The organism is Sabulicella glaciei, from assembly GCF_026183895.1.
Classification (GTDB): domain Bacteria; phylum Pseudomonadota; class Alphaproteobacteria; order Acetobacterales; family Acetobacteraceae; genus Roseococcus; species Roseococcus glaciei.
The window spans coordinates 52,681-77,843 of the sequence record NZ_JAPFQI010000007.1 but is presented as its reverse complement, the minus strand read 5'-3'; the positions used below and the strand labels follow the sequence as shown (position 1 = coordinate 77,843).

Below are 25,163 nucleotides of genomic sequence, written 5' to 3'. Positions count from 1 at the left end.
ATGGACATGGGACTGAAGGGACGCCGCGTCGTCGTGACCGGCGCCAGCCAGGGCATCGGCCGCGCCTGCGCCGAGGCCTTCGCCGCCGAGGGCTGCGACCTCGTCCTCGCCGCCCGCCAGCCGGAGGAAGCGGCCGCCGACCTCCGCGCCCGCTTCCAGGTCCGCGTGGAAGCCGTGGCCGCCGACCTGTCCCGCCCGGAGCAGCGGCAGCGCCTGTTCGACGCCGCGCCCGACGCCGACATCCTCGTGAACAATGCCGGCGCCATCCCCAGCGGCGGCATCGCCGACCTTTCGATGGAGGATTGGCAGGCGGCCTGGGACCTCAAGGTCTTCGGCTATTTCCACCTGACGCAGCTTTTCCTGAAGCCCATGCGGGCGCGCGGCTCCGGCGTGGTGCTCAACGTCATCGGCATGGCCGGGCGCGCCTGGAAGCCGGCCTACATCGCCGGCACGGCGGGCAACGCGGCCCTGATCGCCTTCACCTCGGCGGTGGGGGCGGAGGCGCAGAAGGACGGGGTGCGCGTGCTGGGCATCAACCCCGCCGTCACCCGCACCCCGCGCATGGAGCGCCAGGCGCGCTGGCGCGCCGAGCAGGCGCTGGGCGACGCGGATCGCTGGCCGGAAATGGTGCAGGGCCTGCCCTTCGGCCGCCCGATCGAGCCGGCGGAGATCGGCGCGCTGGCCGTCTTCGCCGCCAGCCCCCGCGCCGCCTACCTGAACGGCACCGTGCTGGACCTGGACGGCGGCGGCCAGTTCAAGGGCTGATCCCGGCCGCCCGCAGCAGCTCCGCCGGGTCACCCTGCATGGGCAGGAGATGCCCGCGCCCCGGCAGGAAGACCGGCTCCACGCCGAGGAACTCGCCCAGCCGCCGCGTCGCCGCCGCCGAGACCAGCCCGTCCTCCGCCCCCGCCAGCAGCCGCACGGGGCAGGGGGGGCGCCCATGCCGCGCCTTCCGCATCGCGAAGGAAGCGCGCCAGGATTCCTCCTGCCCCACGGATTGCGCCCGCACCACGAGGGAGTCCGGCGCATCGGGCGTCAGCAGCAAGGCGCGGCACGTCCCGGGGTTCAGCATCGGCGCGAGAAGGCTGCCCGTCCGCAGCGCGTCCCAGGTCGCGCGGGGCCGGCGCCGGAGGACGCGCAGCGCCTCGCGCGCCCATTTGTCGCGCGGCGGCGGGGCCAGCAGCACCAGCCCCGCGAGGGGCGCGCGCTCCGCCGCCAGGAGGCCCAGCAGCGCCCCCATGGAATGCCCCACCAGCACGGGTGGGCGGGGCAGGGTCGCCACCACGCGCAACACGTCGTCCAGGTAGTCGTCCAGCGTCCAGTCCTGCAGCCGCTCCCGGCCCCCGCTCGCGCCATGGCCGCGCAGCGACAGGGCAAGGCAGCGCCCGGGACAGGCGCCCATCACCTCCCGCCACATCGCGGCCTGGCCCAGGGCCCCGTGCACCAGCAGGAATTCCGGCGCCTCGACGCCGAGCCGTTCCAGCGCCGGCGCCTCGGCCCTCGCGGCGGCCCTCACCGCCGCCGCACGATGCCGCGCATGCGCGTCACCTGCCGGTCGGTCCAGTCCAAGGCCTTCTGCTCGCGCGCCTCCACCGCCGGGATGAGGGCCGGCCAGCGCGCCTGGATCACGCGGACGCCGCGATGCGCCCAGACATACTGGTCGCGCAGGACGAACACGCCCAGCGCAACGAACAGGAATCCCGGAAGGACAGGCAGCACCAGCCCCACCGGCCCCATGGCCATGGAGGCGAAGCCGACCGCCTTGCGCCGCCGGCACGGCCGCAATTCGATCATGCGGGGGATCTGGACCCTGCCGGAACCCCGATCAAGCGGAATCGCGCAGCAGTGCCGCCAGGGCCGGGGAAAGCCCGACGCTCTCCCGCCCCTCGCAGGCGGCAAAGGAGCCGGTCCGCGCCCGCCCCGGCGCCAGCGCCACCAGCGCCTCGGCCAGCTTCACCGCGCAGGCGATCCCGTCCAGCAGCGGCACGGGCGATGCGTCGCGCAGCCGCCGCGCCATCCCCGCCAGCGCCGCGCCGCCCAGCACCACGGCATCCGCCCCCTCGCGCGCCGCCTGGGCGATCCCGGCCAACACCTTTCGCTCCACCTCGGCCGGGTCGCGCACCGCGTCCCCCGGCGTCGCATCCACCCCGACCAGCGAGGCGCAGCGCCCCGCCAGCCCGTGCTGGGCAATCCGCTCGCGATAGGTTTCGACGCCGCCAAAGGTGACGAGGCCGAAGCGGCCACCCAGCAGGCAGGCGGTGAAGCAGGCCGCCTCCGTCATCCCCACCACGGGGCAGGGCATCATCTGCCGCGCCGCCTCCAGCGCCGTGTCGTGGCTCACCGCCAGCACGACGGCGTCCACCTGCCCCGCATGCTCCGCCAGCAGCTCCAGCAGCGCATGTCCCGCGATGGCGTTCTCCGCGCGCGTCGCGATCACCGCCGGGCCGAAGCGCGGCGTTGCCGGAACGATCTCCGTGCCGGCCGACGCCGCCTCCCGCGCCGCCGCGGCGCAAAGCTCCGTGATCGCTTCAGTGGTGTTGGCGTTGGCGAGAAGCAGGCGCATCGTGCTCCCATCCAAACAGGGAATCCCGATGGACGCCAAGCTCGACCTCCCCTTCGACGCCGACGCGATGCTGGAAGGGCTGCGCGCCTGGGTGGAGTGCGAAAGCCCCACCCACGACGCCGCCGCCGTGAACCGCATGATGGCGCTGGCCGGCCGCCACCTCGCCCTCATGGGCGCCAGCGTGGAGACCATTCCGGGCCGCATGGGCTTCGGCGACTGCGTGCGCGCCCGCTTCCCGCACGAGAGCAAGGAGAAGGGCATCCTCGTCCTCGCCCATCTCGACACGGTGCATCCGGTCGGCACGCTGCAGAACGGCCTGCCCTTCCGGCGCGAGGGCGCGAAGGCCTACGGCCCCGGCATCCAGGACATGAAGGGCGGCACCTACCTCGCGATCGAGGCGATCGGCCAGCTGATCAAGGCGGGCATCCCCACCTCCCGCCCCGTCACCGTGCTGCTCACCAGCGACGAGGAAGTCGGCTCCCCTTCCACCCGCGACCTGATCGAGGCGGAAGCCGCGCGCCATGCCGTGGTGCTGGTGCCCGAGCCGGCGCGGCCCGATGGCGGCGTGGTCACCGGGCGCTACGCCATCGCGCGCTTCAACCTGCGCACCACGGGCCGCCCCTCCCACGCGGGCGCGCGGCTGGGCGAGGGCCGCTCCGCGATCCGCGAGATGGCGAAGCAGATCGTCGCCATCGAGGAGATGACGACCGAGGCCTGCACCTTCTCCGTCGGCGTGATCCATGGCGGGCAGTGGGTGAACTGCGTCGCCACCCATTGCGACGCCGAGAGCCTGTCCATGGCCAAGCGCCAGGAAGACCTGGACGCGGCGGTGGAGCGGATGCTCGCGCTGCGCTCCACCACCAACGACGTGCAGCTTTCGGTGAAGCGTGGCGTCACCCGCCCGGTCTGGGAGCCGGATGGCAAGGTGCTGGCCCTGCACGCCACGGCGGAGAAGCTGGCGCAGCGGCTGGGCTTCGCCCTGCCGCACCAATCCTCGGGCGGCGGGTCGGACGGCAACTTCACCGGCGCCATGGGCATCCCGACCCTGGACGGGCTCGGCATCATCGGTGCCCTGGCCCACACGCTGGAGGAGCACGTGGAGGTCGAATCCCTGGCCAGCCGCGGCAAGCTCTTCGCCGGACTGCTGCAGGTGGTCTGACGGCGCAGCGCCGTCCGGGGCTGGCCTCAGCCCCGGATGCGCGCCGGATTGCCGAAGGCGGTGGCGCCGGCGGGCACGTCGCGCGTGACGACGCTGCCCGCCCCGACCAGCGCGCCATCCCCGATCGTCACGCCGGGCAGGATGATCGCGCCGGCCCCGATCCAGACATCGCGCCCGATGCGGACGGGACGCCCGAATTCCAACCCGGCGGCGCGCTGCGCGGCGTCGCGCGGATGATCCGCCGCCAGGATCTGCGCGCCCGGCCCGATCTGGGTCCGGTCGCCGATCGAAACCTCCATCACGTCGAGGATCACGCAGTTGAAGTTCAGGAAGACCCCGGCGCCCAGGCGGATGTTGAAGCCGTAGTCGCAATGGAAGGGCGGCCGCACCACCGTTCCCTCGCCCACCGCGGCGAGGCGCTCGGCCAGCGCGGCGTGAAGCTCGGCAGGCGCGTGGCCGAGCATGGCGTTGTAGCGCGCCATCCATTGCCGCGCGGCGCGGTGTTCGGCCTGCAGCTCGGCATCGCTGGCGTCGTAGAAGCCCCCCGCAAGCATCTTCTGCTTCTCCGTCGGCGCCATGGTTTCCCTCCCGTCGTCGCGATCCCCTCGGGGCGAATCGCCATGTGGGCATTCCAACTTCGCAAGCCCCGGCCTAAACCATTCCCATGCCCCGAATCGCCGTCGCCCGCCTCTGGTTCGAGGGCAACAGCTTCGCCCCCGCGCCCACGCCGCTCTCCGCCTTCCAGGGGCGCGAGTGGCTGGAGGGCGAGGCGGCGCTCGCGCGCTACGCCGGCACCGCCACGGAACTCGGTGCGGTGGCCGCCTGGCGCGACGCGCATCCCGACTGGGAGATTTCCGTGCTGCGCTGCGCGGCCGCCCAGCCCGGCGGCCCCATGGCCGACGACGCCTTCGCCCTGTGGCTCGGCCAGGTGGAGGCGGGCCTCGCGGGGGGCGGGTTCGACGGGTGCTACCTGTCGCTGCACGGCGCCTGCGTCACCGAATCCGACCCGGAGGCGGATCTCACGATCATCCGCCGCGCCCGCCTCGCCCTGGGGCCGGAGGCGCGTCTCGTCGCCTCCTTCGACTTCCACGGCAACATGTCGCCGCGCATCGCCGGGCTGCTGGACGGCGCCAGCGTCTACCGCACCTATCCCCACACCGACATGGACGAAGCCGCCACCCGCGCGCTGCGCCTGCTCGCGCGCGGCCTCGCGGGGGAAAGGCTGCATGGCTGCATCGTGAAGCACGGGCGCGTGCTGCACTCCTTCCACATGCGCCACGAATCCGGCCCCATGGCCGAGGTGTGGCAGGAGGCGGCGGCGCTGGAGGACGGCACGGTGCTGGAGGCCGCGCCCTTTGGCGGCTTCGCCTGGGGCGACTCGCCGCATGCCGGCCCGTCCGGCATGGCCTGGGGCACGGAGGAAGCGGCGGCGCGCGCGGCGGCGCGGGGCGTGCGCGACAGCATCGCCGCGCGCGAATCCCGCTTCGCCGTTTCCCTGCCCACGCCCGAGGCGGCGCTGGACACGGCCCTGGCCGCGCCCCCCGGCCTCGTCGCCCTGCTCGACCCCGCGGACAACCCGCTTTCCGGCGGCGCGGCCGACACGCCCGGCCTGCTGCGCCTGCTGGTCGAGCGGCGCGACGCCCTGCCCGAAACGGTCTTCGCCTTCCTGCACGACCCCGAATCGGTGGCCGCGGCGGAAGCGGCCGGGGAGGGGGGGCGCTTCCGGCGCGACCTCGCCGCCCGGCTCACCCCCGATTTCGGCCCGCCCGTCCCCTTCGAGGGCGTGGTGGAGCGGCTGACCCATGGCCGCTTCCTCAACACCGGCCCGATGGAGCACGGGGCGCCGGTGGATCTCGGCCGGACGGCGCTGCTGCGCGCCGGGCGGCTTCGGGTCGTGCTGACATCGCGCAAGGAAGCGGCGGTGGACCCGCAATTCTTCGCCCTGCACGGCATCGCGATGGAGGAGGTGCGGCTTCTCGCCAACAAGGCGAAGAACCATTTCCGCGCGGCCTTTGCCGGGCGCTGCGCCGCCATCGTGGAGTGCGACGCCCCCGGCCCGGCCTCGCTCGACCTCGCGGCGCTGCCCTTCCGCCACGTCCCGGCGGAGTGGCGCTGAAGGGAGGAACGAACTCTAGCCCCGGTTGATCTCCATGCGCCGGGCCACGCGCTTCAGCGCCGCGGCCAGGATCTGCTTCTTCATCGCCGCGTGCTCCTCGTTCGGCCCGCCTTGCGCCTCGGCCTTGCCGCGCTTTGCCCGGCGCGCGTCGCGCACCGTGCCGCGCAGCCGGTCATGCTCCTCGCGCAGGCGCGTCGCCAGCAGCACCACCTCGTCCGGGGGCAGCGCGGCCAGCTCGGGATAATGGCTCGGCGCCACCAGGGCGCGCTGCGCCTCGCTCAACACCCTGGTCTCGGCGGCCCGGGTCATGGCCATCGGCGGTCCTCCTGCTTGCATGGGCCGGCCGCGCGCCGCTCAGCGAGCCACGCGCGGCGCCGCGAAACGCCGTGCGGCGACTACTCCAGCCGGACGTTGGCGCGGCGCACCACTTCCTGCCACTTCTGGTTCTCGGCGGCGATGTAGCGGTCGAAGCCCGGCCCATCGAGGAAGGAGGGCTCGGCGCCGATCTCGCGGAAGCGGGCCACCACCGCCGGGTCGGCGCAGGTTTCGCGCAGCACGGCGGTCAGGCGGTCCAGGGCGGGGCGCGGGGTGCGCGCCGGGGCCTGCATGCCGAACCACGCCACCGCCTCGAAATCCGGCACGCCGGACTGGCCCACCGTCGGCGTCTCCGGCACGGCGAACCAGCGCTCGCGACTCGTCACCGCCAGGATGCGCACGCGCCCCTCGCGGATATGTGGGATGTAGGAGGGCAGGTTGTCCACCGCGACCTCGATCCGCCCGGCCAGCAGGTCGGGGATCAGCGCGCCCGTGCCGCGATACGGGACGTGGCCGATATCCACCCCGGTGCGGAACTTCAGGAACTCGCCGCACATGTGGCCGGAGGTGCCGTTGCCCGGCGTGCCGTAGTTCAGCTTGCCCGGCTCGCGCTTCGCCAGCTCCAGCAGCTCCTGCAGGGTGTTGGCGCGCACGGAGGGGTGCACCACCACCGCGTTGGTCACGTTGTTGATCAGCCCGATGGAAGCGAGGTCGGTCTGCGGGTTCCAGGGCAGGCGCGGATACAGGAACTGGTTGATGCTGGCCGTGCCGATCGTCGCCAGCAGCAGCGTGTGCCCGTCTGGGTCCGCCTTGGCGACCATGTCGGTGCCGAGGTTGCCGCCCGCGCCCGGTCGGTTGTCCACCACGACGGACTGGCCGAGCAGCGCGCCCATGCGCTCGCTCACGATGCGCGCCGTCACGTCGGTCGCGCCGCCGGCGGTGAAGGGCACGATGATGCGAATGGAGCGGCTGGGCGCCCAATCCTGCGCCGATGCGGCGGCGGGCAGCAGCAGCGCGGGCAAGGCGAGGGCGGAACGGCGGGACAGCATGGCGAAGACCTCCGGTTTGTTGGCCGCGCCTATAGCCCGCCCGGCCCTGCCGGTCACTCCGCCCGGATTCCCGCCTTGCCGATCACCTCGCCCCATTTGCGGATCTCCGCCGCGGTGAAGGCGGCAAAGGCCTCCGGCGTGGTGCCGCCCTCCGGGGTCAGGTCGGGGCCATCGGCGCCGAACTCGGCCAGCCGGGCCCGGAAGCCGGGGTCACGGGTGATGGCGTCCAGCTCCGCCCCGACCCGCGCGATGGCGGCCGGCGGGTTGCGCACCCCCGCCTGCACCCCGAACCACGCCGTCGCCTCGAAGCCGGGCAGGGTTTCCGCCACCACCGGCACCTGCGGCAGGACGGCCGAGCGGCGCGCCCCCGTCATCGCGATCCCGGTGATCCGGTCCTCGCGGATAAAGGCGAGGGCGGAGGGGATGTTGTCCATCCCGCAATCCAGCCGTCCCGCGATCAGCTCGGTCAGCATGGGGCCGGAGCCGCGGAAGGGCACATGCGTCATCCGCAGCCCGGTGATCTGTGCCAGCAACTCCATGCAGACATGCGGGGAGGAGCCGAACCCCGCCGTGCCGTAGGAAATCTCCCGCCCCCGCGCCGCCTGGAGGAAGCCGGCCATGTCGCGCGCGGGAAAGCCGCTGGACACCATCAGGACGTTGGGCACGCGGGTGACGAGGCCGACCGCCGCCACCTCCTCCGGCCGCCAGGGCATGCGCGCGCCATGCACGGCGAAGTTCATCGCCCCGGTGCCGATGGTGGTGAAGAACAGCGTGTGCCCGTCTGGCTCGGCGCGCATCGCCGCCTCGCCGCCCAGGTTGCCGCCCGCGCCCGGGCGGTTCTCCACCACCACGGGCTGGCCCAGCCGCGCGCCCAGCCGTTCCGCCACCATGCGGCCGACCAGATCCGTCGTGCCGCCGGGCGGGAAGGGAATCATGAGGCGCATCGGGCGCGTCGGCGCCCAGGCCTCCCCGCCCCCCTGCGCCCGCGCGAGGCCCGGAAGGGCCAGCGCGGGCAGGGCGGCCAGGGCGCGGCGGGGGATCATCCCTCGACCGAGGCGCCGGAGCGCCGCACCACGTCCGACCACTTCGCCACCTCGTTGCGGATAAAGGTGTCGAAGGTTTCCGGCGTCGAGCCGCCGCCGGGGGCGAGGTCGGCGCGCATCCCGCCGAGTTCCTCGAAGCGGCGCCACACGGCGGCGTCGGCCAGCACCGCCTCGCACTCGCGGTTGATGCGGGCGATCGCCTCGCGCGGCATCCGCGCCGGGCCGACCAGCCCGAACCACGCCGTCGCCTCCACGGAGGGCAGTCCCGCCTCCTCCGTCGTCGGCACGTCCGGCATGGCCGGGGTGCGCGTCTTGGTGGTGACGGCGAGCGGCCGCAGCCGCCCCTCGCGCAGGTGGTTCACGACGGAGGGGAGGTTGTCCACGCCGACCTGGATGCGCCCGGCGATCATCTCCTGCAGCATCGGCCCGGCGCCGCGGAAGGGCACGTGCAGCAGGTCCACCCCGGTGGCGAGCTTCAGCAGCTCCCCCGTCATGTGCAGCGAGGTGCCGACGCCGGAGGAGCCGATGTTCATCTTGCCCGGGTTGCGCTTCGCCAGCTCCACCAGCTCGCCCAGCGTGTTCGCCTGCACGCCCGGATGGACGAAGATCGCGTTGGGCACGCGCGTCACCAGCGAGATGCCGACGAAGTCCTCCGGCTTGTAGGGCATGCGCTGCCCATAAAGCTGGTAGTTGATCGCGCCGGAGGAGATGGTCTGCATCAGGATGGTGTGGCCGTCCGGATCCGCCTTGGCGACCATGTCGGCGCCGAGGTTGCCGCCCGCGCCCGGCCGGTTCTCCACGATCACCTGCTGGCCCAGGCGCTGCGACAGCGGCTCCGTGATGATGCGCGCGGCGATGTCGGTCGTGCCCGCCGGGGTGAAGCCGACCACGAGGCGGATCGGCCGGTTGGGCGACCACTGCCCCTGCTGGGCACGCGCGATCCGTGGCGTCGCGAGGGGCGCCGCGAGGGCGGCGGCGGCGGCGGGCAGGAGGTGGCGTCGGGTCAGGCGCGTCATTCGTTCACTCCACGGAAATGCCGGCGGCGGTGATCACCGGGCGCCAGGCGGCGGCCTCGTCCTGGACGAAGCGGGAAAAATCGGCGGGGCTGCCGCCCATGGGCTCCACCCCTATCTCGGCAAGGCGGGCGCGCACCGCGGGCTCGGCCAGCATGGCCTGCGCCGCCTCGTTCAGCCGTTCCACCACCGGGGCGGGGGTGGCGCGCGGCACCTGCAGCCCGAACCAGACCGTGGCGGCGAAGCCGGGCAGGTTCGCCGCTTCCGCCACGGTGGGCACATCGGGCAGGGCCGGGCTGCGGCGCGGCCCGGTGACGGCGAGGGCCCGCAGCGTCCCGTCGCGCACCATGCCGATGGCGGTGGGCAGGTTGCCGAAGGCGATGTCGATCCGCCCGGCCAGGAGCTCCGTCAGCATCTGCGCGCCGCCGCGATAGGGCACGTGCAGGATGTCGATCCCGGCCCGGTGCTTCAGCATCTCGCCGGTCAGGTGCAGCGAGGAGCCCGCGCCGGAGGAGCCGAAGGAAAGCGCCCCCGGCTTCTCCCGCGCCGCCGCGACGAAGCCCGCGAGGTCGGGAAACGCCGCGCGCGGCGCCACGGTCGCGACGTTGGGCAGGGCGAAGAGCGCCGCGACCTCGGCGAGGTCCTCGGTGCGATAAGGAAGGTGGCGGTAGACTAGCGGGTTCGTGGCGGCGGTGCCGATGGAGGCCAGGAACAGGGTGGACCCGTCCGCCTCGCCCCGCGCCGCCTCGGCGGCCGCGACGCCGCCCGCGGCCCCGGCGCGGTTCTCCACCACCACGGGGTGTCCCAGCCGCGCGGCCATGCGGTCGGCGGTCAGCCGCGCCAGGAGGTCGGTGGTGCCCCCGGCGGGGAAAGGCACGATCAGCCGCGCCGGCCGGCCGCCCTGCGCAAGGGCGGGAGCAGCGCACAGCCATGGCAGGGCGAGCGCCATGCGGCGACCCACTCCCATCGGACGTCTCCCTGGTTCGTATTCCTTGCCAACAAAGCTGGCCCAGCGACGTTTGCCGTGCAAGGCCCATGGCGTTACCACGCGCAGAGGGTGCCCTACGACCCGGGTGAGGCGATGGAATTCTTCCGGCTATACTGGCGTGTCCTGGCCCAGTTGAAGGGCGACCGCTGGGTGGCGATGGGCCTGTCAGCCTCCGCCATCGCGCTGGCGGGGCTGCAATTCCTCGAACCGGTGCTGTTCGGCCGGGTCGTGGACCTGCTGAGCCGCGCCGACCGCATCCCCGAGGAGGTGGTCTGGACCGAGTCCTTCGTCCTGCTCGGCGTGTGGGGCGCGGTCGGCATCTCGGGTATCGTCGCCAACGTCGCCGTTGCGCTGCTGTCGGACCGGATGGCGCACCGCAACCGGCTTTCGGTGATGAGCCGCTACTTCCAGCACGTCCTCGCCCTGCCGCTGGAATTCCACGGCGACGTGCAGTCCGGGCGGCTGATGAAGGTGATGCTGCGCGGCACGGACAACCTCTTCGGCATCTGGCTCTCCTTCTTCCGCGAGCACCTGACGACCCTCGTCTCCATGCTGGTGCTGCTGCCGCTCACCCTCGTCCTCAACTGGCGTCTGGGGCTGATGCTGATCGGCCTCGTGGTCGTCTTCACGATCCTCACCACCCTCGTCATCAGCAAGACGCAGCGCGCGCAGGAAAGGGTGGAGGGGCTGCACACGGAGCTGGCCGGCAACGTGCAGGACGCCCTGGCCAACGTGGTGGTCGTGCAGTCCTTCACCCGCCTTTCCTCCGAGGCGAAGATGTTCGGCGACATCGTGCGCCGCGTGCTGGACCAGCAATTCCCCGTCCTGAACTGGTGGGCGCTGGTGAACGTGATGACGCGCGCCGCCTCCACCGTCACGGTCATCATGATCTTCATGGTGGGGACGTGGCTGAACCTGAACGGCCTCGCCACGGTGGGCGAGATCGTCTCCTTCATGGGCTTCGCCACGCTGCTGATCGGCCGGCTGGAAGGCGCGGTGGCCTTCGTGTCGCACATGATGTTCCAGGCCCCCTCCATCGCCGAGTTCTTCCAGGTGCTCGACACCGTCTCCACCGTGCCGGAGAAGTCCGACTCGCAGGACATGGGCCGCGCCGAGGGCTGGGTGGAGTTCGACCAGGTCGGCTTCGGTTATCCCCGCTCCCAGAAGATCCTGCACGGCGTGTCCTTCCGTGCCGCGCCAGGGCAGACCTTCGCCCTGGTCGGCTCCACCGGCGCGGGCAAGACCACCTCCATGCAGCTGCTCCAGCGCCTCTACGACCCGCAGGAGGGGCGGATCCTGCTGGACAACGTGGATCTGCGCGACATCCCGCTGGAATCGCTGCGCCGCAACATCGGCGTGGTGTTCCAGGAATCCATGCTGTTCAACAGGACCATCCGCGACAACCTGCTGGTGGGCCGCCCCGACGCGACGCAGGAGGACGTGGAGCGTGCCTGCCGCATGGCCGAGGCGCACGACTTCATCATCCGCCAGCCCCAGGGCTACGACACGATGGTGGGCGAGCGCGGCGCCTCGCTGTCCGGCGGGCAGCGCCAGCGCCTCGCCATCGCCCGCGCCCTCTTGAAGGACCCGCCCGTCCTGATCCTGGACGAGGCGACCAGCGCGCTGGACGCCGCGACCGAGGCCAAGGTGCAGAAGGCGCTGAAGGCGCTGATGGCCGGGCGCACCACCTTCATCATCGCCCACCGCCTGTCCACCGTGCGCGACGCGGACGAGATCATGGTCTTCGACCAGGGCCGCATCGTCGAGCGCGGCTCCTTCGCCCAGCTCGTGCACGAAGGCGGGCGCTTCGCCGAGCTGGTGCGGACGCAGCTGACCGGCACCACCGTCTGAACCTTCCCTCCTTCTCCGTGGTGCACTGCACGCAGAGATTGAATGCCTGGGCTTATTTTGGTTGCAGAAGCGGCCGCGCCGCCGCACCATCAGCGGACTTCACCCGATGGAGCGGCGAAGCATGATCATCGCGAACATCCTGAAGTCCAAGGGCAGCCAAGTCATCTCGGTGCGGACCCATGACGGGGTCGCCAGCATCACCCGCACCCTGGCGCAGCACCGCATCGGCGCCGTCCTGGTGGTGGAGCGGGACAACGGCGTCCTGGGCATCGTGTCCGAGCGCGACATCGTCCGCGCCCTCGCCAGCCTGGGCGAGGGGGTGACGCGCATGACGGCGGGGCAACTCATGACCCGCGTCCTGTTCACCGTCTCGCCGCGCTCCACCGTCACGGACGCGCTGCAACTCATGACCGACCGGCGCATCCGCCACCTGCCGGTGCTGGAGGAGAACGGCTCCCTGTGCGGGCTCGTTTCCATCGGCGACCTCGTGAAGGCCCGCATCGCCGAGGCGGAGCACGAGGCCGAGGAACTGAAGCACTTCGTCACCCACATGGGCTGACCGGGATCGGGCCGGGCCGGGGCCGCCGCGCCCCGCCCGCGCGAATCTCACGTTGACACTTCGTGAGTGACCCCTCAGCGCTTCCGCCGGGGACGCGAGAAGGGGAGCGTGCATGGTCCTGCCGCCGCGCTGGGCAAGAACGGCCCATCGCCTGGGCAGGCGCGGCGTGCGCATCCGCGTGCCGCGCCGCGGGACCCCTTGATGCCCGCCCCCGTGCCGCCGACCATCCCCCACCAATGGAGACAAGTCCGATGATGAATCGCCGCTCCCTGCTGGGCGCCTCCGCGCTCCTGCCGCTTTCCGCCGGGGCCTTCGCCCAGGCGCGCTGGCAGATGGCCACCCCCTATCCGGACGGGAACTTCCACACGCGCAACGTGCGTAGCTTCCTGGAGGAGGTGCAGGGGGCGACGGGCGGCCGCGTGCAGGTGCAGCTGCACAGCAACGCCTCGCTCCTGCCCATGCCGCAGATCAAGGCCGGCGTGCAGCGCGGCCAGGTCCAGCTCGGCGAGATCCTGCTCAGCGCCTATGGCAACGAGGACCCGTTCTTCGAGGTGGACGGCATCCCGCAGCTCGTCACCACCTTCGCCGAGGCGCGGCGGCTGATGGAGGCGGCGCGGCCCTTCATCGAGGCGCGGTTCGGACGCCAGGGCCTGGCCCTGCTCTACATGGTGCCGTGGCCGCCCTCGGGCTTCTACACCAACTTCCCGGTCGAAACGCTGGAGAACCTGCGCGGCACCCGCATGCGCACCTTCAACGTGATGACCAACCGCTTCGCCACGCTGGTCGGCGCCACGCCGACGCTGGTGCAGGCGGCCGAGATCCCGCAGGCCTTCGCCACGGGGGTGGTGAACTCCATGGTCACCTCCGCGACCACGGGCGTGGACACCTCCGCCTGGGACTATGCGCGCCACTTCACCCCGGTGGGCTTCACCTTCACCCGCAACGCGGTCTTCGTGAACCGTCGCGCGCTGGAAGGGCTGTCCGCCGCCGACCAGCAGGCGGTGCGCGCCGCCGCCGCCGCCGCCGAGACGCGCGGCTGGCAGATGGCCGAGCAGGCGAAGGACCAGGCGGAGGCGACCCTCGCCCAGCGCGGCGTTTCCGTCACCCCTGCCAACCCCGCCGTCATGGAGGCCATGGGGCGCGTGAGCGACGAGATGGTCCGCGAATGGCTGGCCCGTGCCGGCGAGGACGGGCAGCGCGTCATCCAGGCCTACCGCGCCGCGCGGAGCTGACGCGTGCTGCGGCGCTCGCTCGACTTCCTCTACCGGGCGAGCGCCGTGCTCGCTGCCCTGGCCCTTCTCGCCATCTTTCTTTCGATGATGGCGCAGGTGGCGCTGCGCGGGATGGGGCGGCAATTTCCCGGCGCGGACGACTTCGTCGCCTATCTCTGCGTCGCCACCACCTTCTTCGCCCTGGCCCACACCTTCAAGCGCGGCGAGCTGATCCGCGTCGGCCTCGTGATCGATCGCTTTGGCCCCGCGGCACGCCGCTGGATCGAGGTCGGGGTGCTGGTGCTGGCCGCGCTGCTCTGCGCCTACATCACCTTCTGGACCTTCTCCGAGGCCATGTTCTCGCGCGAGATCGAGGAGGTCGCCCAGGGCACCGTCCCCTTCCTGCTCTGGATCCCCAAGCTGGCCATCCCGCTCGGCGCCGGCATCCTGCTCACCGCTGTGCTCGACGAGCTCGTCTCCGTCCTGATGGGCCAAAGGCCCGGCTACGTCGTGGCGGCCGAGGAACGCGCCGCGCGCGGCGACTTCTCGGCGGAGGCCTGAGCGGTGGGGATGCTCGAGATCGCGCTGCTGCTGCTGGTGCTGCTGTGCCTGCTGCTCGCCTCCGGGCTCTGGATCGCGCTGGCCCTGGCCGCGACGGGCTGGGTGGCGATGACCATCGTCCATCCCTCGCCGGGGCTCTTCCTCGCCTCCGCCTTCTGGGAAAGCACGGGAAGCTGGACGCTGGCCGCCCTGCCCATGTTCATCTGGATGGGCGAGATCCTGTTCCGCACCCGCCTGTCGGAGGAGCTGTTCAACGGCCTCGCCCCCTGGGTGCGGCGCCTGCCAGGGCGTCTGCTGCACGTGAACGTGCTGGCCTGCGGAATCTTCGGGAGCGTGTCCGGCTCCTCCGCCGCCACCTGCGCCACGGTCAGCAAGATCGCCCTGCCGGAGCTGAAGCGCCGCGGCTATGACGAGCGCACGGCGATCGGCTCCCTCACCACCTCGGGCACGCTGGGCATCATGATCCCGCCCTCCATCATCATGGTGGTCTATGCGGTGGCGGCCGAGGTTTCCATCGTGCGCGTCTTCATCGCCGGCATGATCCCGGGGATGCTCGTGATGGGGCTGTTCTCGCTCTACATCGTGGTCTGGGCGCTGCTGAACCCGGCCAAGCAGCCACCACCGGAACCGCGCCTTTCCTTCGTGCAGAAGGTGCGGCAATCCTCGCAGCTCATTCCCTGCGGCCTGCTGATCGTGGGCGTCATCGGCTCTATGTTCGCCGGCCTCGCCACGGCGACGGAGGCGGCGGCCTTCGGCGTGCTCGGCGCGCTGATCCTCGCGGCGCTCACCGGCACGCTGTCCTGGAGTTCCTTCCGCGACAGCCTCGCCGGCGCGACGCGCCTGTCCTGCATGATCATGTTCATCCTGGCCGGCGCCGCCTTCCTCACCAAGGCGATGGCGCTGACCGGCATCCCGGCGGCGCTGGCGACGGCGGTGGCCGAGGCCGGGCTCGGCCCCTACGCCATCATCGCCATCCTCACCGTGGTCTACCTGATCCTCGGCACCGCGCTGGACGGCGTGTCCATGATCGTGCTGACCACCAGCGTCGTGGTGCCGATGGTGCAGCAGGCCGGGTTCGACCTCGTGTGGTTCGGCATCTTCATCGTGCTGCTGGTCGAGCTGGCCGAGATCTCGCCGCCGCTGGGCTTCAACCTCTTCGTCATGCAGACCATGACCGGCAAGGAGCAGACGGAGATCGCCTGGGCCTCCTTGCCCTTCTTCTGCATGCTGGTCCTGACCGTCGCGCTGGTGACGCTGTTCCCGGCGCTGGTGACCTGGCTGCCGGATGCGGTGCTGAGCCGGTAGCGCGGCCCGCGGGGGCGGCGCCTAACCCGGCCTCCGCGCCACCATCACCCGGTACTCCACGAAGCCCTCGGTCTGCAGCGTTTCCAGCCACAGCCCGCCGATCTCCGCCTCCAGCCGGACGCCGAGGCCGAGCAGGCGCAGCAATCGCCGCTGCCGCCGCAGCGTGGCGATGCGCCCGCGCAGCTCCGCCATGCCGCGCACCAGCAGCAGCGGGTTCAGCGCGCGCTCCGCCACCACTTCCAATCCCGCCGCTTCCAGCGCCGCGCGCCACCCGTCGCGCCCAGGCGCCACCGGGCAGCGCCAGAAGGCGCGGAACCCCGCCAGCCGCGCCCGCGCCTCCTCCGGCATCGCGGCCACCGGCATGTCGTCCACCACGAGGAGGAACCCGCCCGGCTCCAGCGCGGCCGCGAGGTTGCCGATCGTCGCCGCCGGGTCGGCGGAATGGATCAGGCTCTCGATGCCGTAGATCAGGTCGTATCGCCCGGGCGGCGGCGCGTCGTAGGAGCGCAGGAGGATGCGTGCCTGCCCCTCCAGCCCCGCCGCCGCGATCGCTGCGTTGCCGCGCCGCCGCTGCTCCGGGCTCAGCGTCAGCCCGGTCCAGTCGCCTCCGAGACTTGGAGCGAGGTCGAGCATGGTCGCGCCGTAGCCGCACCCCGCGTCGAGCACGCGCGGCGCCGGCGGCAGGGCCAGCCCCTCCAGCATCAGCCGGTGGATGACGAGGGGGGAGGGCGGTCCGCCCGCCGGGTCGCGCAGGGCGCGGTGCACCGGATGCGCCTCCTCCCCGGCGGCGCGCCGCGCCTTGAAGAAGGAAATCCCGTCCAGCCAGCGATAATAGCGGGCGACGCGCCTTGCCTGGCGCTCGGCGGCGGGAGTCACGCGGCCTCCCTGAAACGGGCGGCGGCCAGCGCATCCCCGCGCAGCGCCTCGCGCACCGCCTCGGCCGCGTCCGGCGAAACGGCCACCGCGTCGAACCACGGGCAGCGGCCGCGCACCCGGTCCTGAAACAGCCGGTCCAGCGCTTCGGCTGCGGCGCTCCGGCCGCCGCAGCAAGCGCAGCCCGCCGCGTGACGCTCCTCCTCCAGGGCCAGCGCCATCACCGCGACCGCGCCGGGCAGGGGGGCTTCGCCGATCCAGGCCCAGGCGCGCCCCGGGGGCGGGGCGCCGAAGGAAACGGGGATGCGGGCATCCAGGGTCCAGGCCATCGCGCCACCTTACCGGATATGGCCGCCAGGGCCAATCCGATGCTGGACATAAGGATATGTTTATGCGATGAGGGCGCATGGACGAGCTGCTCTCCCAACTCCGCGCCGCCGCCGAACCCACGCGGCTGCGCCTGCTCGCCCTGTGCGCCCGCGGCGCCTTTTGCGTGTCGGAGATGTGCCAGATCCTCGGCCAGTCCCAGCCGCGCCTGTCCCGGCACCTGAAGCTGCTGGCCGAGGCCGGGCTTCTGCAACGGATTCCCGAGGGCGCCAACGTTTATTTCCAGCTCCCCGCCGGGGCGGAGGTGGCGCGCCTCGTCCTCGCCCGCCTGCCGGAGGACGACCCGCTGCTGCAAAGCGACCGCCGCCAGGCCGCCCGCATCGCGGCCGAGCGCGCCCGCGCCGCCAGCGACTCCTTCCAGCGCGAGGGGATGGAGTGGGACGAGATGCGCGCCCTCGGCCTGGACGCCGAGGCGCTGGAAACGGCGATGCTCGACGCCCTGCCACCGCGCATCGGCACGCTGCTCGACATCGGCACCGGCACGGGCCGCCTCCTCGAGCTCGCCGCACCGCGCGCCGGCCACGCCCTCGGCCTCGACGCCAGCCGCGACATGCTGGCCCTCGCCCGCGCCCGCCTGTCCGAGCGCGGCCTCGCCGACCGCACCTTCGTCCGCCAGGCCGACATGTACCGCCTGCCCATCGCCGATGCCTCGCAGGACGCGGTGACGCTGCAGATGGTGCTCCACTATGCCGAGGACCCGGCCGCCGCCCTGGCCGAGGCGGCGCGCGTCCTCAAGCCCGGCGGCGTGCTGCTCGTGGCCGACCTCGCCGCGCATGGCCGCGCCGATCTCCTGTCCCGCTTCGCCCATCGCTGGCCCGGCTTCGACGACGCGGAGCTGGCCGGCTGGCTCGGCGCCGCGCGCTGCGCCCTGTCCTCCACCCGCGACATTCCCGGCCCGCTCGCCGTCCGCCTCTGGGCGGCCGAACGCCTGCCTGCCTTCAACGCCGCCTGACACACGGAACGCCCATGTCCCGACCGCACCTCCTCGAAGCCCTTCGCGACCGCGTCCTCCTGTGCGACGGCGGCATGGGCGCGCGCGTCCAGCAGATGACCCTGGACATCGAGAAGGATTACTGGGGCCAGGAGAACTGCACCGACATCCTGTGCCTGTCCCGCCCCGACATCGTGCGGGAGATCCACCACTCCTACTACGAGGCGGGCGCCGACATGGTGCTCACCAACACCTTCGGCGGCTCCCCCGTCACGCTGGGCGAGTTCGGCCTGGAGGCGCGCGCCTTCGAGCTGAACAAGGCGGCGGTGGAGATCGCGCGCGAGGCCGCGGAGGCCTTCGCCGACGGGCGCCATCGCTGGGTGGTGGGCGACATCGGCCCCGGCACCAAGCTGCCGAGCCTCGGCCACATCGCCTACGACGATCTGGAGGAGGCGCTGACGATCCAGTGCCGCGGCCTCATCGCCGGCGGCGCCGACGCGCTGCTGACCGAGACCAACCAGGACACGCTCTACATCAAGGCTGCGGTGAACGCCGCGAAGCGCGCCCGCGCCGAGGCGAAGCGCGACCTGCCCATCTTCGTGCAGGTGACGGTGGAAACCACCGGCACGCTGCTGGTCGGCCCCGACATCGCCGCTGCCGCCGCCGTGGTCCATGCGCTGGACGTGCCGCTGATCGGGCTGAACTGCGCCACCGGCCCGCAGGAGATGGCGGAACACATCCGCTGGCTGTCGCGCAACTGGCCCGGCCTGCTTTCCGTCCAGCCCAATGCCGGCCTGCCGGAACTGGTGGACGGCAAGACCCACTACCCGCTGGCGCCGGAGGAGATGGCCACCTGGATGGAGCGCTTCGTCGCCGAGGACGGGTTCAACCTGATCGGCGGCTGCTGCGGCACCTCCACCCCGCACATCGCGGCGCTGGACGCCATGCTGCGCAAGCGCGCGGGCGAGGCGCGCCGCCCCGCGCCGGCGAAGCGCACCCATCACTGGGTGCCCTCCGTCGCCAGCCTGTATTCGGCGGTGAGCCTGCGGCAGGAGAACAGCTACTTCTCCATCGGCGAGCGCTGCAACGCCAACGGCTCCAAGGCGTGGCGCGAGCGCCAGGCGGCGCATGACTGGGATGGCTGCCTCGCCATCGGGCGCGAGCAGGTGGGCGAGGGCTCCAACTCCCTCGACATCTGCACCGCCTTCGTGGGCCGCGACGAGATGGCCGAGATGAACGAGGTCATCACCCGCTTCACCGCCAGCGTGAACGCGCCGCTGGTGATCGACTCGACCGAGACGCCGGTGATCGAGGCGGCGCTGAAGCGCCATGGCGGCAAGCCCATCATCAACTCGATCAACTTCGAGGATGGCGAGGACGCGGCACGCGACCGCATGATCCTCGCCAGGAAGTTCGGCGCCGGCGTCATCGCGCTCACCATCGACGAGGTGGGCATGGCCAAGACCGCCGAGGACAAGCTCCGCATCGCCGAGCGGCTGGTGGACTTCGCCTGCAACAAGCACGGCCTGCCGCAAAGCGACCTGCTGATCGACCCGCTGACCTTCACGGTCGCCACCGGCAACGAGGACGACCGCAAGCTCGGCCAGTGGACGCTGGAAGGCATCCGCATGATCCGGGAGAAGTTCCCGGACATCCAGATCATCCTCGGCCTGAGCAACATCTCCTTCGGGCTCAACCCGGCCGCGCGCCACGTCTTGAACAGCGTCTTCCTCGACCACGCGGTGAAGGCCGGCATGACGGGCGCCATCGTCCATGTCAGCAAGATCAAGCCCCTCCATGCCATCCCGGCAGAGGAGGTGCAGGTGATGGAAGACCTGATATTCGACCGTCGCCGCGAGGATTACGACCCGCTCCAGAAGGTGCTGGAGATGTTCGCCGGCCGGAAGGCCGCCGACGCCGCCGCCAAGAAGAAGGCCGAGACGGTGGAAGGCCGCCTCAAGGACCGCATCGTGGATGGCGACCGCAAGGGCCTCGACGACGAGCTGGCCGACGCGCTGGCCAAGGGCATCACCCCGCTCGCCATCATCAACGACATCCTTCTGGACGGGATGAAGGTCGTCGGCGAGCTGTTCGGCGCCGGCAAGATGCAGCTTCCCTTCGTGCTGCAATCCGCCGAGACGATGAAATCCGCCGTCGCCTATCTGGAGCCGCACATGGAGCGGGTCGAGGGGCAGGAGAAGGGCATCATCGTGCTCGGCACGGTGAAGGGCGACGTCCACGACATCGGCAAGAACCTCGTGGACATCATCCTCACCAACAACGGCTACAAGGTCGTGAACCTGGGCATCAAGGTGCCGCTGGCCGACATCGTCACGGCGGCCAAGGAACACAAGGCGCACGCCATCGGCATGTCCGGCCTCCTCGTGAAGTCCACGGTCGTGATGCGCGAGAACCTGGAGGAGATGAGCCGCCAGGGCATCGAGATCCCGGTGCTGCTCGGCGGCGCGGCGCTGACGCGCAACTACGTCGAGGATGACTGCGTCCGGGCCTATGCCTGCGGCCGCGTCGCCTATGCGCGCGATGCCTTCGACGGGCTGCACCTGATGGACAAGGTGGTGGGCAACGGCTTCGACGACTACCTCGCGGCGCTGCAGGCCAAGCGCGGCGGCAAGGCGCGCAACGAGAAGCGCGTGCTGGGCCAGGCGGACCCGCGCGGCTTCGCGCCGGTGGACGTGAACTACGCCCAGGGGCGCCGCCGCGCGCAGACCGCCGGCCTCGCCGTGCCGAAGCCGCCCTTCTGGGGCGCGCGGGTGATGGAGGCCGACCCGAAGGCGCTGGTGCCCTTCGTGAACGAGCGCTCGCTCTACCAGTTCCAGTGGGGCTTCCGGAAAGCCGGGCGCTCGCTCGAGGATTTCCTGGGCTGGGCGAAGCAGGAACTCCGCCCGGTGCTGAAGCGCATGCTGACGATCGCGGAGCAGGAGAAGATCCTGAAGCCACAGGCCATCTACGGCTACTGGAAATGCGCCGGCCAGGGCAATGACCTGATCCTGTTCGAGGAGGACGGCGTCACCGAGGCCGCCCGCTTCACCCTGCCGCGCCAGCCCAAGGAGGATGGCGAGTGCATCGCCGACTTCGTGCGCGACGTGGAGGACGGCGAGCGCGACGTGATCGGCCTGCAGGTCGTCACCATGGGCCAGCGCGCCAGCGAGGTGGCGCGGCAGTGGTTCGAGGAGAACCGCTACCAGGACTACCTCTACCTGCACGGCCTCGGCGTCGAGATGGCGGAGGCGCTGGCGGAATACGTCCACAAGCGCATCCGCGCCGAGCTCGGCTTCGCGGCCGAGGACGAGCGCGACATCGAGAAGATGCTTTCCCAGGGCTATCGCGGCGGCCGCTACTCCTTCGGCTACCCCGCCTGCCCGCGGCTGGAGGACCAGGCGCCGCTGCTGAAGCTGCTGGGCGCCGAGCGCATCGGCGTGGACCTGTCCGACGAGTGGCAGCTCCATCCGGAGCAGAGCACCAGCGCCATCGTGCTCCATCACCCGCGCGCCAAGTACTTCTCCGTCTGATCGGGTCCGCGCCCCCGGCATTTCGCCGGGGGCGTTATCCGCGCTAGGAGGGTCCCCCGAACCGCAACGGGATTCCCGAGTGAGCCGAGCCGTCAACACCGCCTGGGGCAGCGTCGCCGTGGCCATCGCCGTGCTGGCGCTGAAGGCCGTGGCATGGTGGCTCACCGGCAGCGTCGCCCTCTTCGCCGACGCGCTGGAAAGCGTGGTGAACGTGGCCGCCGCCCTCGCGGCCCTGGCGGCGGTGCGCTACGCCGCCCTGCCGGCCGACGCCAACCATCCCTACGGCCATCACAAGGCGGAATATTTCTCCGCCGTTCTGGAAGGCGCGCTGATCCTCGCCGCGGCCTTCGTCATTCTCGTGGAAGTGTGGTCCTCCTTCTCGTCGCCCCGCATTCCCGACCTGACCTGGCCCGCCGCAGCCGTGGCGCTCGCGGCGACCGCCATCAACGCCCTCTGGTGCCGCCACCTGTTCCGCCGCTCCGCCGCGCTGCGCTCCCCCGCGCTCAAGGCCGATGCCCGGCACCTCCTGTCCGACGTCGTCACCTCGGTCGGCGTGCTGGCGGGAATCGGGCTGGCGGCGGCGACCGGACTGTGGTGGCTCGACCCGCTGCTGGCCGGCCTCACCGCGCTGAACATCCTGGCCAGCGGCGCGGGCCTCGTACGCGAATCCGTCGGCGGGCTGATGGACGAGGCGGTGGCGCCCGAATCCCTCGCCCGCATCCGCGCCATCGTCGGGCAGGCGGCGGAAGGCGCGATCGAGGCGCACGACATCCGCTCCCGCCAGGCGGGGCGCCTCGCCTTCATCGAGTTCCACCTCGTCGTCCCCGGCACCATGACGGTGGACGAGGCGCACGTGATCACCGATCGGGTGGAGGCGGCGCTGAAGGCCGAATTGGGCGAGGCCGTCATCACCATCCATGTCGAGCCCGAGGGCAAGGCCAAGCACAGCGGGGTGGTGGTGCTGTGACGCCCGAGGGGCCGCGCTGGGGAAATGCGCCGCCGGCGCCGCCCCGCCTGCCCATCGCCATCCCCGTCTCGCTGGCGCTGCACGGCGTGGCGCTGGCCGCCGCCCTGCTGCTGATCCGCCCCACCTTGCCGCCCCCCGCCGAGGAACAGGGGGTGCAGATGGTCTGGGACGAGGTGACGGAGGAGGGCGCCCCCGCGCCCGAGGCCGCACCGGAGCCGGTCGCGCCACCCCCCGCGCCGGAACCGGCCACCCCGGCGCCGCCCCCGCCGCCCAGCCCGCCCGTCGCCGCTTCTCCCCCACCCCCGCCCGCGCCGCCCGCTTCCAGCGCGCCGCCCCCCATGGCGGCCATGCCGCCCCCGCCGCCAGCCGCCCCCGCGCCAAGCCTCGCCGAGGTGCCGCCGCTCGCCTTGCCCGAGGCGACGATGCCGCCCCTGCCCACCGACCTCGCCCTGGCCCCGCCGCCCGAACCCCCCGCGGAGCCCGCGCCGGAAGCGGCGCCCGAGCCGGAACCGGCCGAGGAATTGCCCCTTCCGCCGCCTGCGCCGCCACCCCCGCCTCCACCCGCCCGCCCGTCGCCGCGCCCGGCCCCGGCGCAGCAGGCCCAGCCCCCGTCGCAGCCCCAGCCGCAGCAGCAGGCCAGCCCGTCGCCGCCCGCCTTCCCGCCCGTGATGAGCCCCACCGCCGGGCTCAACCGCGCCGCCGGCGTGCTGGTGCCGCCGGGCCTCGACCCGAATTTCCGCAACCGCGAGATCCCCTATCCCGAGGCGGCCCGCTTCCGGAACGAGACGGGCACCGTCGCGCTGGAGCTTTCGGTCGGCACGGATGGCCGCGTCGCGGGGGTGCGGGTCACGCAATCCTCCGGCTCGCGCATCCTGGACGAGGCGGCGCAGCGCGGCGCCCTGGCCTGGCGCTTCCGGCCGGCGACGCGCGACGGCTTGCCGATCCCGAGCACCGCGCGCACCAGCGTGCAATTCCGTCTGCAATAGAGGGGCACCGCCCATGGTCCGGCTTGACGTCATCACCACGCGCGGCGGCGATGCCGGCGAAACCTCGCTCGGCGACGGGGCGCGGGTCCGCAAGGACGCGCTGCGCGTCGAGGCCTATGGCACAGTGGACGAAGCGAACGCCACCATCGGCCTCGTGCGCCTGCACGCGGCCGGCGAGGCCGACGCCATGCTCGCCCGCATCCAGAACGACCTGTTCGACCTGGGCGCCGATCTCTGCGTCCCGGGCACGGAGGCGGAGAAGCGCCTGCGCATGGAGGACGCGCAATCGGCGCGGCTGGAGGCGGAGCTGGCGGCGATGAACGCGCGCCTCGCGCCGCTGCGCTCCTTCGTCCTGCCCGGCGGCAGCGCCGGCGCCGCCCATGCCCATCTCGCCCGCACCGTGGTGCGGCGGGCGGAGCGCCTAGTGGTGGCCCTGGCCGCGCGCGAGGCGGTGAACCCAGCGGCGATCCGCTACCTGAACCGCCTGTCCGACCACCTCTTCGTGCTGGCGCGCCACCTGAACGAGGATGGCGCGCGCGACGTCACCTGGGTGCCGGGGGCGGGCCGGACCTAGCCCCGGGCCTCACGACACGGCAAGGCCGGCGAGCATCCGGACCAGATCCGCCTGGCCCGCTGCCCCGGTCTTGAGGAAGACGCGCGCCAGATGCGTCTTGAGCGTCGTTTCCGCGATGTTGAGCCGCGCGGCGATGCCGTTGAGGCCGCGCCCCGGCATGGCGGCCACGGCATGCGCCACGGCCGCCTCCGCCGCGGTCAGGCCGAACAAGTCGGACAGCATCTGCGGCGTGGGCAGCGCGGGCGGCGCCGACAGGTCGCGCAGCAGCACCAGCGCCTGGCCGGGGATCGGCGTGCCGCTGCCTGATGCGCCTTGCACGAGGCGCTGCGGCAGCGGCGCGACCAGGACGGCCGTGGCGGCGCTGCCCTCCTCGTCGTGCAGCCGCATCGCGCCCCCGGCCTCGCCCCGATGCGCGACCCCCCGCACGAGGGCGAGGAGGCGGTCGGTTTCCACGCGGCGCCGCGCGACCGCGACGGTGCGGAAATGCGACCCCGCCTCGCCGACGCGCACCAGGCGGATGCCGCCGGCCTTCGCCATCGCCTCCGCCCTGCGGTTCGCCAGCACCACCGCGCAATCCTCGCCGAGGACAAGGAGGCCGAGGGGCAGCGCATCCAGCGCCGCCAGCGCGGGGGAGCGATCCAGGCCCAGCCGGTGCCGAAGCTGCAAGGCGCGCACCATGTGCGGCAGCACGAGCGACAGCTTGCGCCGCTCCTCCGCGCCGAAGGGCGGGGCCCCCGCCGCGCGGTGCAGCCCGACCGGCAGCAGCCCCGCGCTGCCCAGCGGCGCGACGGTGCCCAGCACGTAGCGCAGCCCGAGCGGACGGCCAAAATCGTTCCAGAACTCGCTGCGCACGTATTCCGCATCGGGGACCAGCATCTCCCCCTGCACCAGGACGCGCATCGTGCCTCTGGCGGCGAGGGCGCTGGCGCGATTGGTCCAGAGATCCACCGTGCGGTAGTAGCGCCGGTAGGCGGCGACGGCGTCCGGCGGGATGCCCTCGTGGTGCAGGATCTCCATGGCGCCGGCGGAAGGGTGGCCCACCATGATCGCCGCGGTGCGCGCGCCCACCGCCGCCTGCAGGCGGTGGCCGACCGCCTGCCAGGAGCCCGATCCCGTCGCCGCCTCGTAGATCATCTCGGTCAGCCCGAAGAGGTCCTCGCTCGCCACCGCGCACCTCCATCG

Annotated in this window: 25 protein-coding genes; 13 read left to right on the top strand and 12 right to left on the bottom strand. The window is 72.4% G+C overall.

The genetic code is table 11. The features are described from left to right. A complete protein-coding gene (locus OF850_RS11090) occupies positions 1 to 765 on the top strand; it encodes a short-chain dehydrogenase/reductase (RefSeq protein ID WP_301590157.1) in 765 nt (254 codons plus the stop codon). On the opposite strand, the gene OF850_RS11085 is transcribed toward OF850_RS11090, so the two are convergent. Genes OF850_RS11085 through OF850_RS11075 form a run of 3 tightly spaced genes read right to left on the bottom strand, consistent with a single transcriptional unit; the run spans position 755 to position 2,563 of the window. Then, complete coding sequence (locus OF850_RS11085) at positions 755 to 1,516, bottom strand: alpha/beta fold hydrolase (RefSeq protein WP_301590156.1); 762 nt, start codon at positions 1,514 to 1,516, stop codon at positions 755 to 757. The genes OF850_RS11090 and OF850_RS11085 overlap by 11 nt on opposite strands. After that, a complete protein-coding gene (locus OF850_RS11080; RefSeq protein WP_301590155.1) occupies positions 1,513 to 1,794 on the bottom strand; it encodes a PGPGW domain-containing protein in 282 nt (93 codons plus the stop codon). Before OF850_RS11080 ends, OF850_RS11085 begins: the two co-directional genes overlap by 4 nt. Positions 1,795 to 1,825: 31 nt before the next feature. Next, positions 1,826 to 2,563 (bottom strand): aspartate/glutamate racemase family protein, encoded by a 738-nt coding sequence (locus tag OF850_RS11075; RefSeq protein WP_301590154.1) that lies wholly within the window; start codon positions 2,561 to 2,563, stop codon positions 1,826 to 1,828. Positions 2,564 to 2,591: 28 nt separating this feature from the next. Here OF850_RS11075 and OF850_RS11070 point away from each other — a divergent pair, with 28 nt between their 5' ends. Beyond that, on the top strand, positions 2,592 to 3,722 hold the full coding sequence (locus tag OF850_RS11070) for a M20/M25/M40 family metallo-hydrolase (RefSeq protein WP_301590153.1): 1,131 nt from the start codon (positions 2,592 to 2,594) through the stop codon (positions 3,720 to 3,722). 26 nt (positions 3,723 to 3,748) lie between these two features. Here OF850_RS11070 and OF850_RS11065 read toward each other — a convergent pair whose 3' ends face one another. Beyond that, the gene (locus OF850_RS11065) at positions 3,749 to 4,300 is read right to left on the bottom strand and encodes a sugar O-acetyltransferase (protein WP_301590152.1); all 552 of its coding nucleotides are present in this window, start codon (positions 4,298 to 4,300) and stop codon (positions 3,749 to 3,751) included. 86 nt (positions 4,301 to 4,386) lie between these two features. On the opposite strand from OF850_RS11065, the gene OF850_RS11060 reads away from it, so the two are divergent. Then, positions 4,387 to 5,838, top strand: a complete 1,452-nt coding sequence (locus OF850_RS11060) for a M81 family metallopeptidase (RefSeq protein WP_301590151.1) — start codon at positions 4,387 to 4,389, stop codon at positions 5,836 to 5,838. 15 nt (positions 5,839 to 5,853) lie between these two features. Here the strand turns inward: OF850_RS11060 and OF850_RS11055 are convergent, their stop codons facing one another. The 5 genes from OF850_RS11055 to OF850_RS11035 all read right to left on the bottom strand — a co-directional run bounded on the left by OF850_RS11055 (position 5,854) and on the right by OF850_RS11035 (position 10,225). Then, the gene (locus tag OF850_RS11055; RefSeq protein ID WP_301590150.1) at positions 5,854 to 6,153 is read right to left on the bottom strand and encodes a hypothetical protein; all 300 of its coding nucleotides are present in this window, start codon (positions 6,151 to 6,153) and stop codon (positions 5,854 to 5,856) included. Between the two features lie 80 nt (positions 6,154 to 6,233). Beyond that, on the bottom strand, positions 6,234 to 7,202 hold the full coding sequence (locus OF850_RS11050) for a Bug family tripartite tricarboxylate transporter substrate binding protein (protein ID WP_301590149.1): 969 nt from the start codon (positions 7,200 to 7,202) through the stop codon (positions 6,234 to 6,236). A 53-nt stretch (positions 7,203 to 7,255) separates the two neighbouring features. After that, entirely contained in the window at positions 7,256 to 8,245 is a 990-nt protein-coding gene (locus tag OF850_RS11045; RefSeq protein WP_301590148.1) for a Bug family tripartite tricarboxylate transporter substrate binding protein, read from the bottom strand. Next, a complete protein-coding gene (locus OF850_RS11040; protein WP_301590147.1) occupies positions 8,242 to 9,261 on the bottom strand; it encodes a Bug family tripartite tricarboxylate transporter substrate binding protein in 1,020 nt (339 codons plus the stop codon). The genes OF850_RS11045 and OF850_RS11040 overlap by 4 nt, the downstream gene beginning before the upstream one ends. 4 nt (positions 9,262 to 9,265) lie before the next feature. Next, positions 9,266 to 10,225, bottom strand: a complete 960-nt coding sequence (locus tag OF850_RS11035; RefSeq protein WP_301590145.1) for a Bug family tripartite tricarboxylate transporter substrate binding protein — start codon at positions 10,223 to 10,225, stop codon at positions 9,266 to 9,268. Positions 10,226 to 10,339: 114 nt separating this feature from the next. Between OF850_RS11035 and OF850_RS11030 the strand changes: the two genes are divergently transcribed. The 5 genes from OF850_RS11030 to OF850_RS11010 all read left to right on the top strand — a co-directional run bounded on the left by OF850_RS11030 (position 10,340) and on the right by OF850_RS11010 (position 15,733). Beyond that, a complete protein-coding gene (locus OF850_RS11030; protein WP_301590144.1) occupies positions 10,340 to 12,097 on the top strand; it encodes a glucan ABC transporter ATP-binding protein/ permease in 1,758 nt (585 codons plus the stop codon). Positions 12,098 to 12,218: 121 nt separating this feature from the next. Further along, a complete protein-coding gene (locus OF850_RS11025) occupies positions 12,219 to 12,656 on the top strand; it encodes a CBS domain-containing protein (RefSeq protein WP_301590142.1) in 438 nt (145 codons plus the stop codon). Positions 12,657 to 12,907: 251 nt separating this feature from the next. Next, positions 12,908 to 13,888 (top strand): TRAP transporter substrate-binding protein, encoded by a 981-nt coding sequence (locus OF850_RS11020; protein WP_301590141.1) that lies wholly within the window; start codon positions 12,908 to 12,910, stop codon positions 13,886 to 13,888. Between the two features lie 3 nt (positions 13,889 to 13,891). Then, the gene (locus OF850_RS11015; protein WP_301590140.1) at positions 13,892 to 14,428 is read left to right on the top strand and encodes a TRAP transporter small permease; all 537 of its coding nucleotides are present in this window, start codon (positions 13,892 to 13,894) and stop codon (positions 14,426 to 14,428) included. 9 nt (positions 14,429 to 14,437) lie between these two features. Further along, entirely contained in the window at positions 14,438 to 15,733 is a 1,296-nt protein-coding gene (locus OF850_RS11010) for a TRAP transporter large permease (RefSeq protein ID WP_301590139.1), read from the top strand. 21 nt (positions 15,734 to 15,754) lie between these two features. Here the strand turns inward: OF850_RS11010 and OF850_RS11005 are convergent, their stop codons facing one another. Both OF850_RS11005 and OF850_RS11000 read right to left on the bottom strand, forming a co-directional pair. After that, positions 15,755 to 16,609 carry an SAM-dependent methyltransferase gene (locus OF850_RS11005; protein WP_301590138.1) on the bottom strand — a complete coding sequence of 285 codons (855 nt, stop codon included), beginning with the start codon at positions 16,607 to 16,609 and terminating at the stop codon, positions 15,755 to 15,757. After that, positions 16,606 to 16,935, bottom strand: a complete 330-nt coding sequence (locus tag OF850_RS11000) for a hypothetical protein (protein ID WP_301590136.1) — start codon at positions 16,933 to 16,935, stop codon at positions 16,606 to 16,608. Before OF850_RS11000 ends, OF850_RS11005 begins: the two co-directional genes overlap by 4 nt. A 77-nt stretch (positions 16,936 to 17,012) precedes the next feature. On the opposite strand from OF850_RS11000, the gene OF850_RS10995 reads away from it, so the two are divergent. The 5 genes from OF850_RS10995 to OF850_RS10975 all read left to right on the top strand — a co-directional run bounded on the left by OF850_RS10995 (position 17,013) and on the right by OF850_RS10975 (position 23,981). Then, positions 17,013 to 17,945 (top strand): ArsR/SmtB family transcription factor, encoded by a 933-nt coding sequence (locus OF850_RS10995; RefSeq protein ID WP_301590135.1) that lies wholly within the window; start codon positions 17,013 to 17,015, stop codon positions 17,943 to 17,945. A gap of 14 nt (positions 17,946 to 17,959) precedes the next feature. Continuing rightward, positions 17,960 to 21,454: a methionine synthase gene (metH, locus tag OF850_RS10990; RefSeq protein ID WP_301590134.1), complete on the top strand. Its 3,495-nt coding sequence runs from the start codon at positions 17,960 to 17,962 to the stop codon at positions 21,452 to 21,454. Positions 21,455 to 21,533: 79 nt separating this feature from the next. Continuing rightward, a complete protein-coding gene (locus OF850_RS10985) occupies positions 21,534 to 22,421 on the top strand; it encodes a cation diffusion facilitator family transporter (protein WP_301590133.1) in 888 nt (295 codons plus the stop codon). After that, positions 22,418 to 23,407 carry an energy transducer TonB gene (locus tag OF850_RS23675; RefSeq protein ID WP_301590132.1) on the top strand — a complete coding sequence of 330 codons (990 nt, stop codon included), beginning with the start codon at positions 22,418 to 22,420 and terminating at the stop codon, positions 23,405 to 23,407. Before OF850_RS10985 ends, OF850_RS23675 begins: the two co-directional genes overlap by 4 nt. Before the next feature lie 13 nt (positions 23,408 to 23,420). After that, positions 23,421 to 23,981, top strand: coding sequence for a cob(I)yrinic acid a,c-diamide adenosyltransferase (locus tag OF850_RS10975; protein WP_301590131.1), 561 nt, complete (start codon positions 23,421 to 23,423; stop codon positions 23,979 to 23,981). A 9-nt stretch (positions 23,982 to 23,990) separates the two neighbouring features. Here the strand turns inward: OF850_RS10975 and OF850_RS23670 are convergent, their stop codons facing one another. Then, positions 23,991 to 25,148 (bottom strand): helix-turn-helix transcriptional regulator, encoded by a 1,158-nt coding sequence (locus OF850_RS23670; protein ID WP_301590130.1) that lies wholly within the window; start codon positions 25,146 to 25,148, stop codon positions 23,991 to 23,993. Positions 25,149 to 25,163 lie beyond the last annotated feature (15 nt).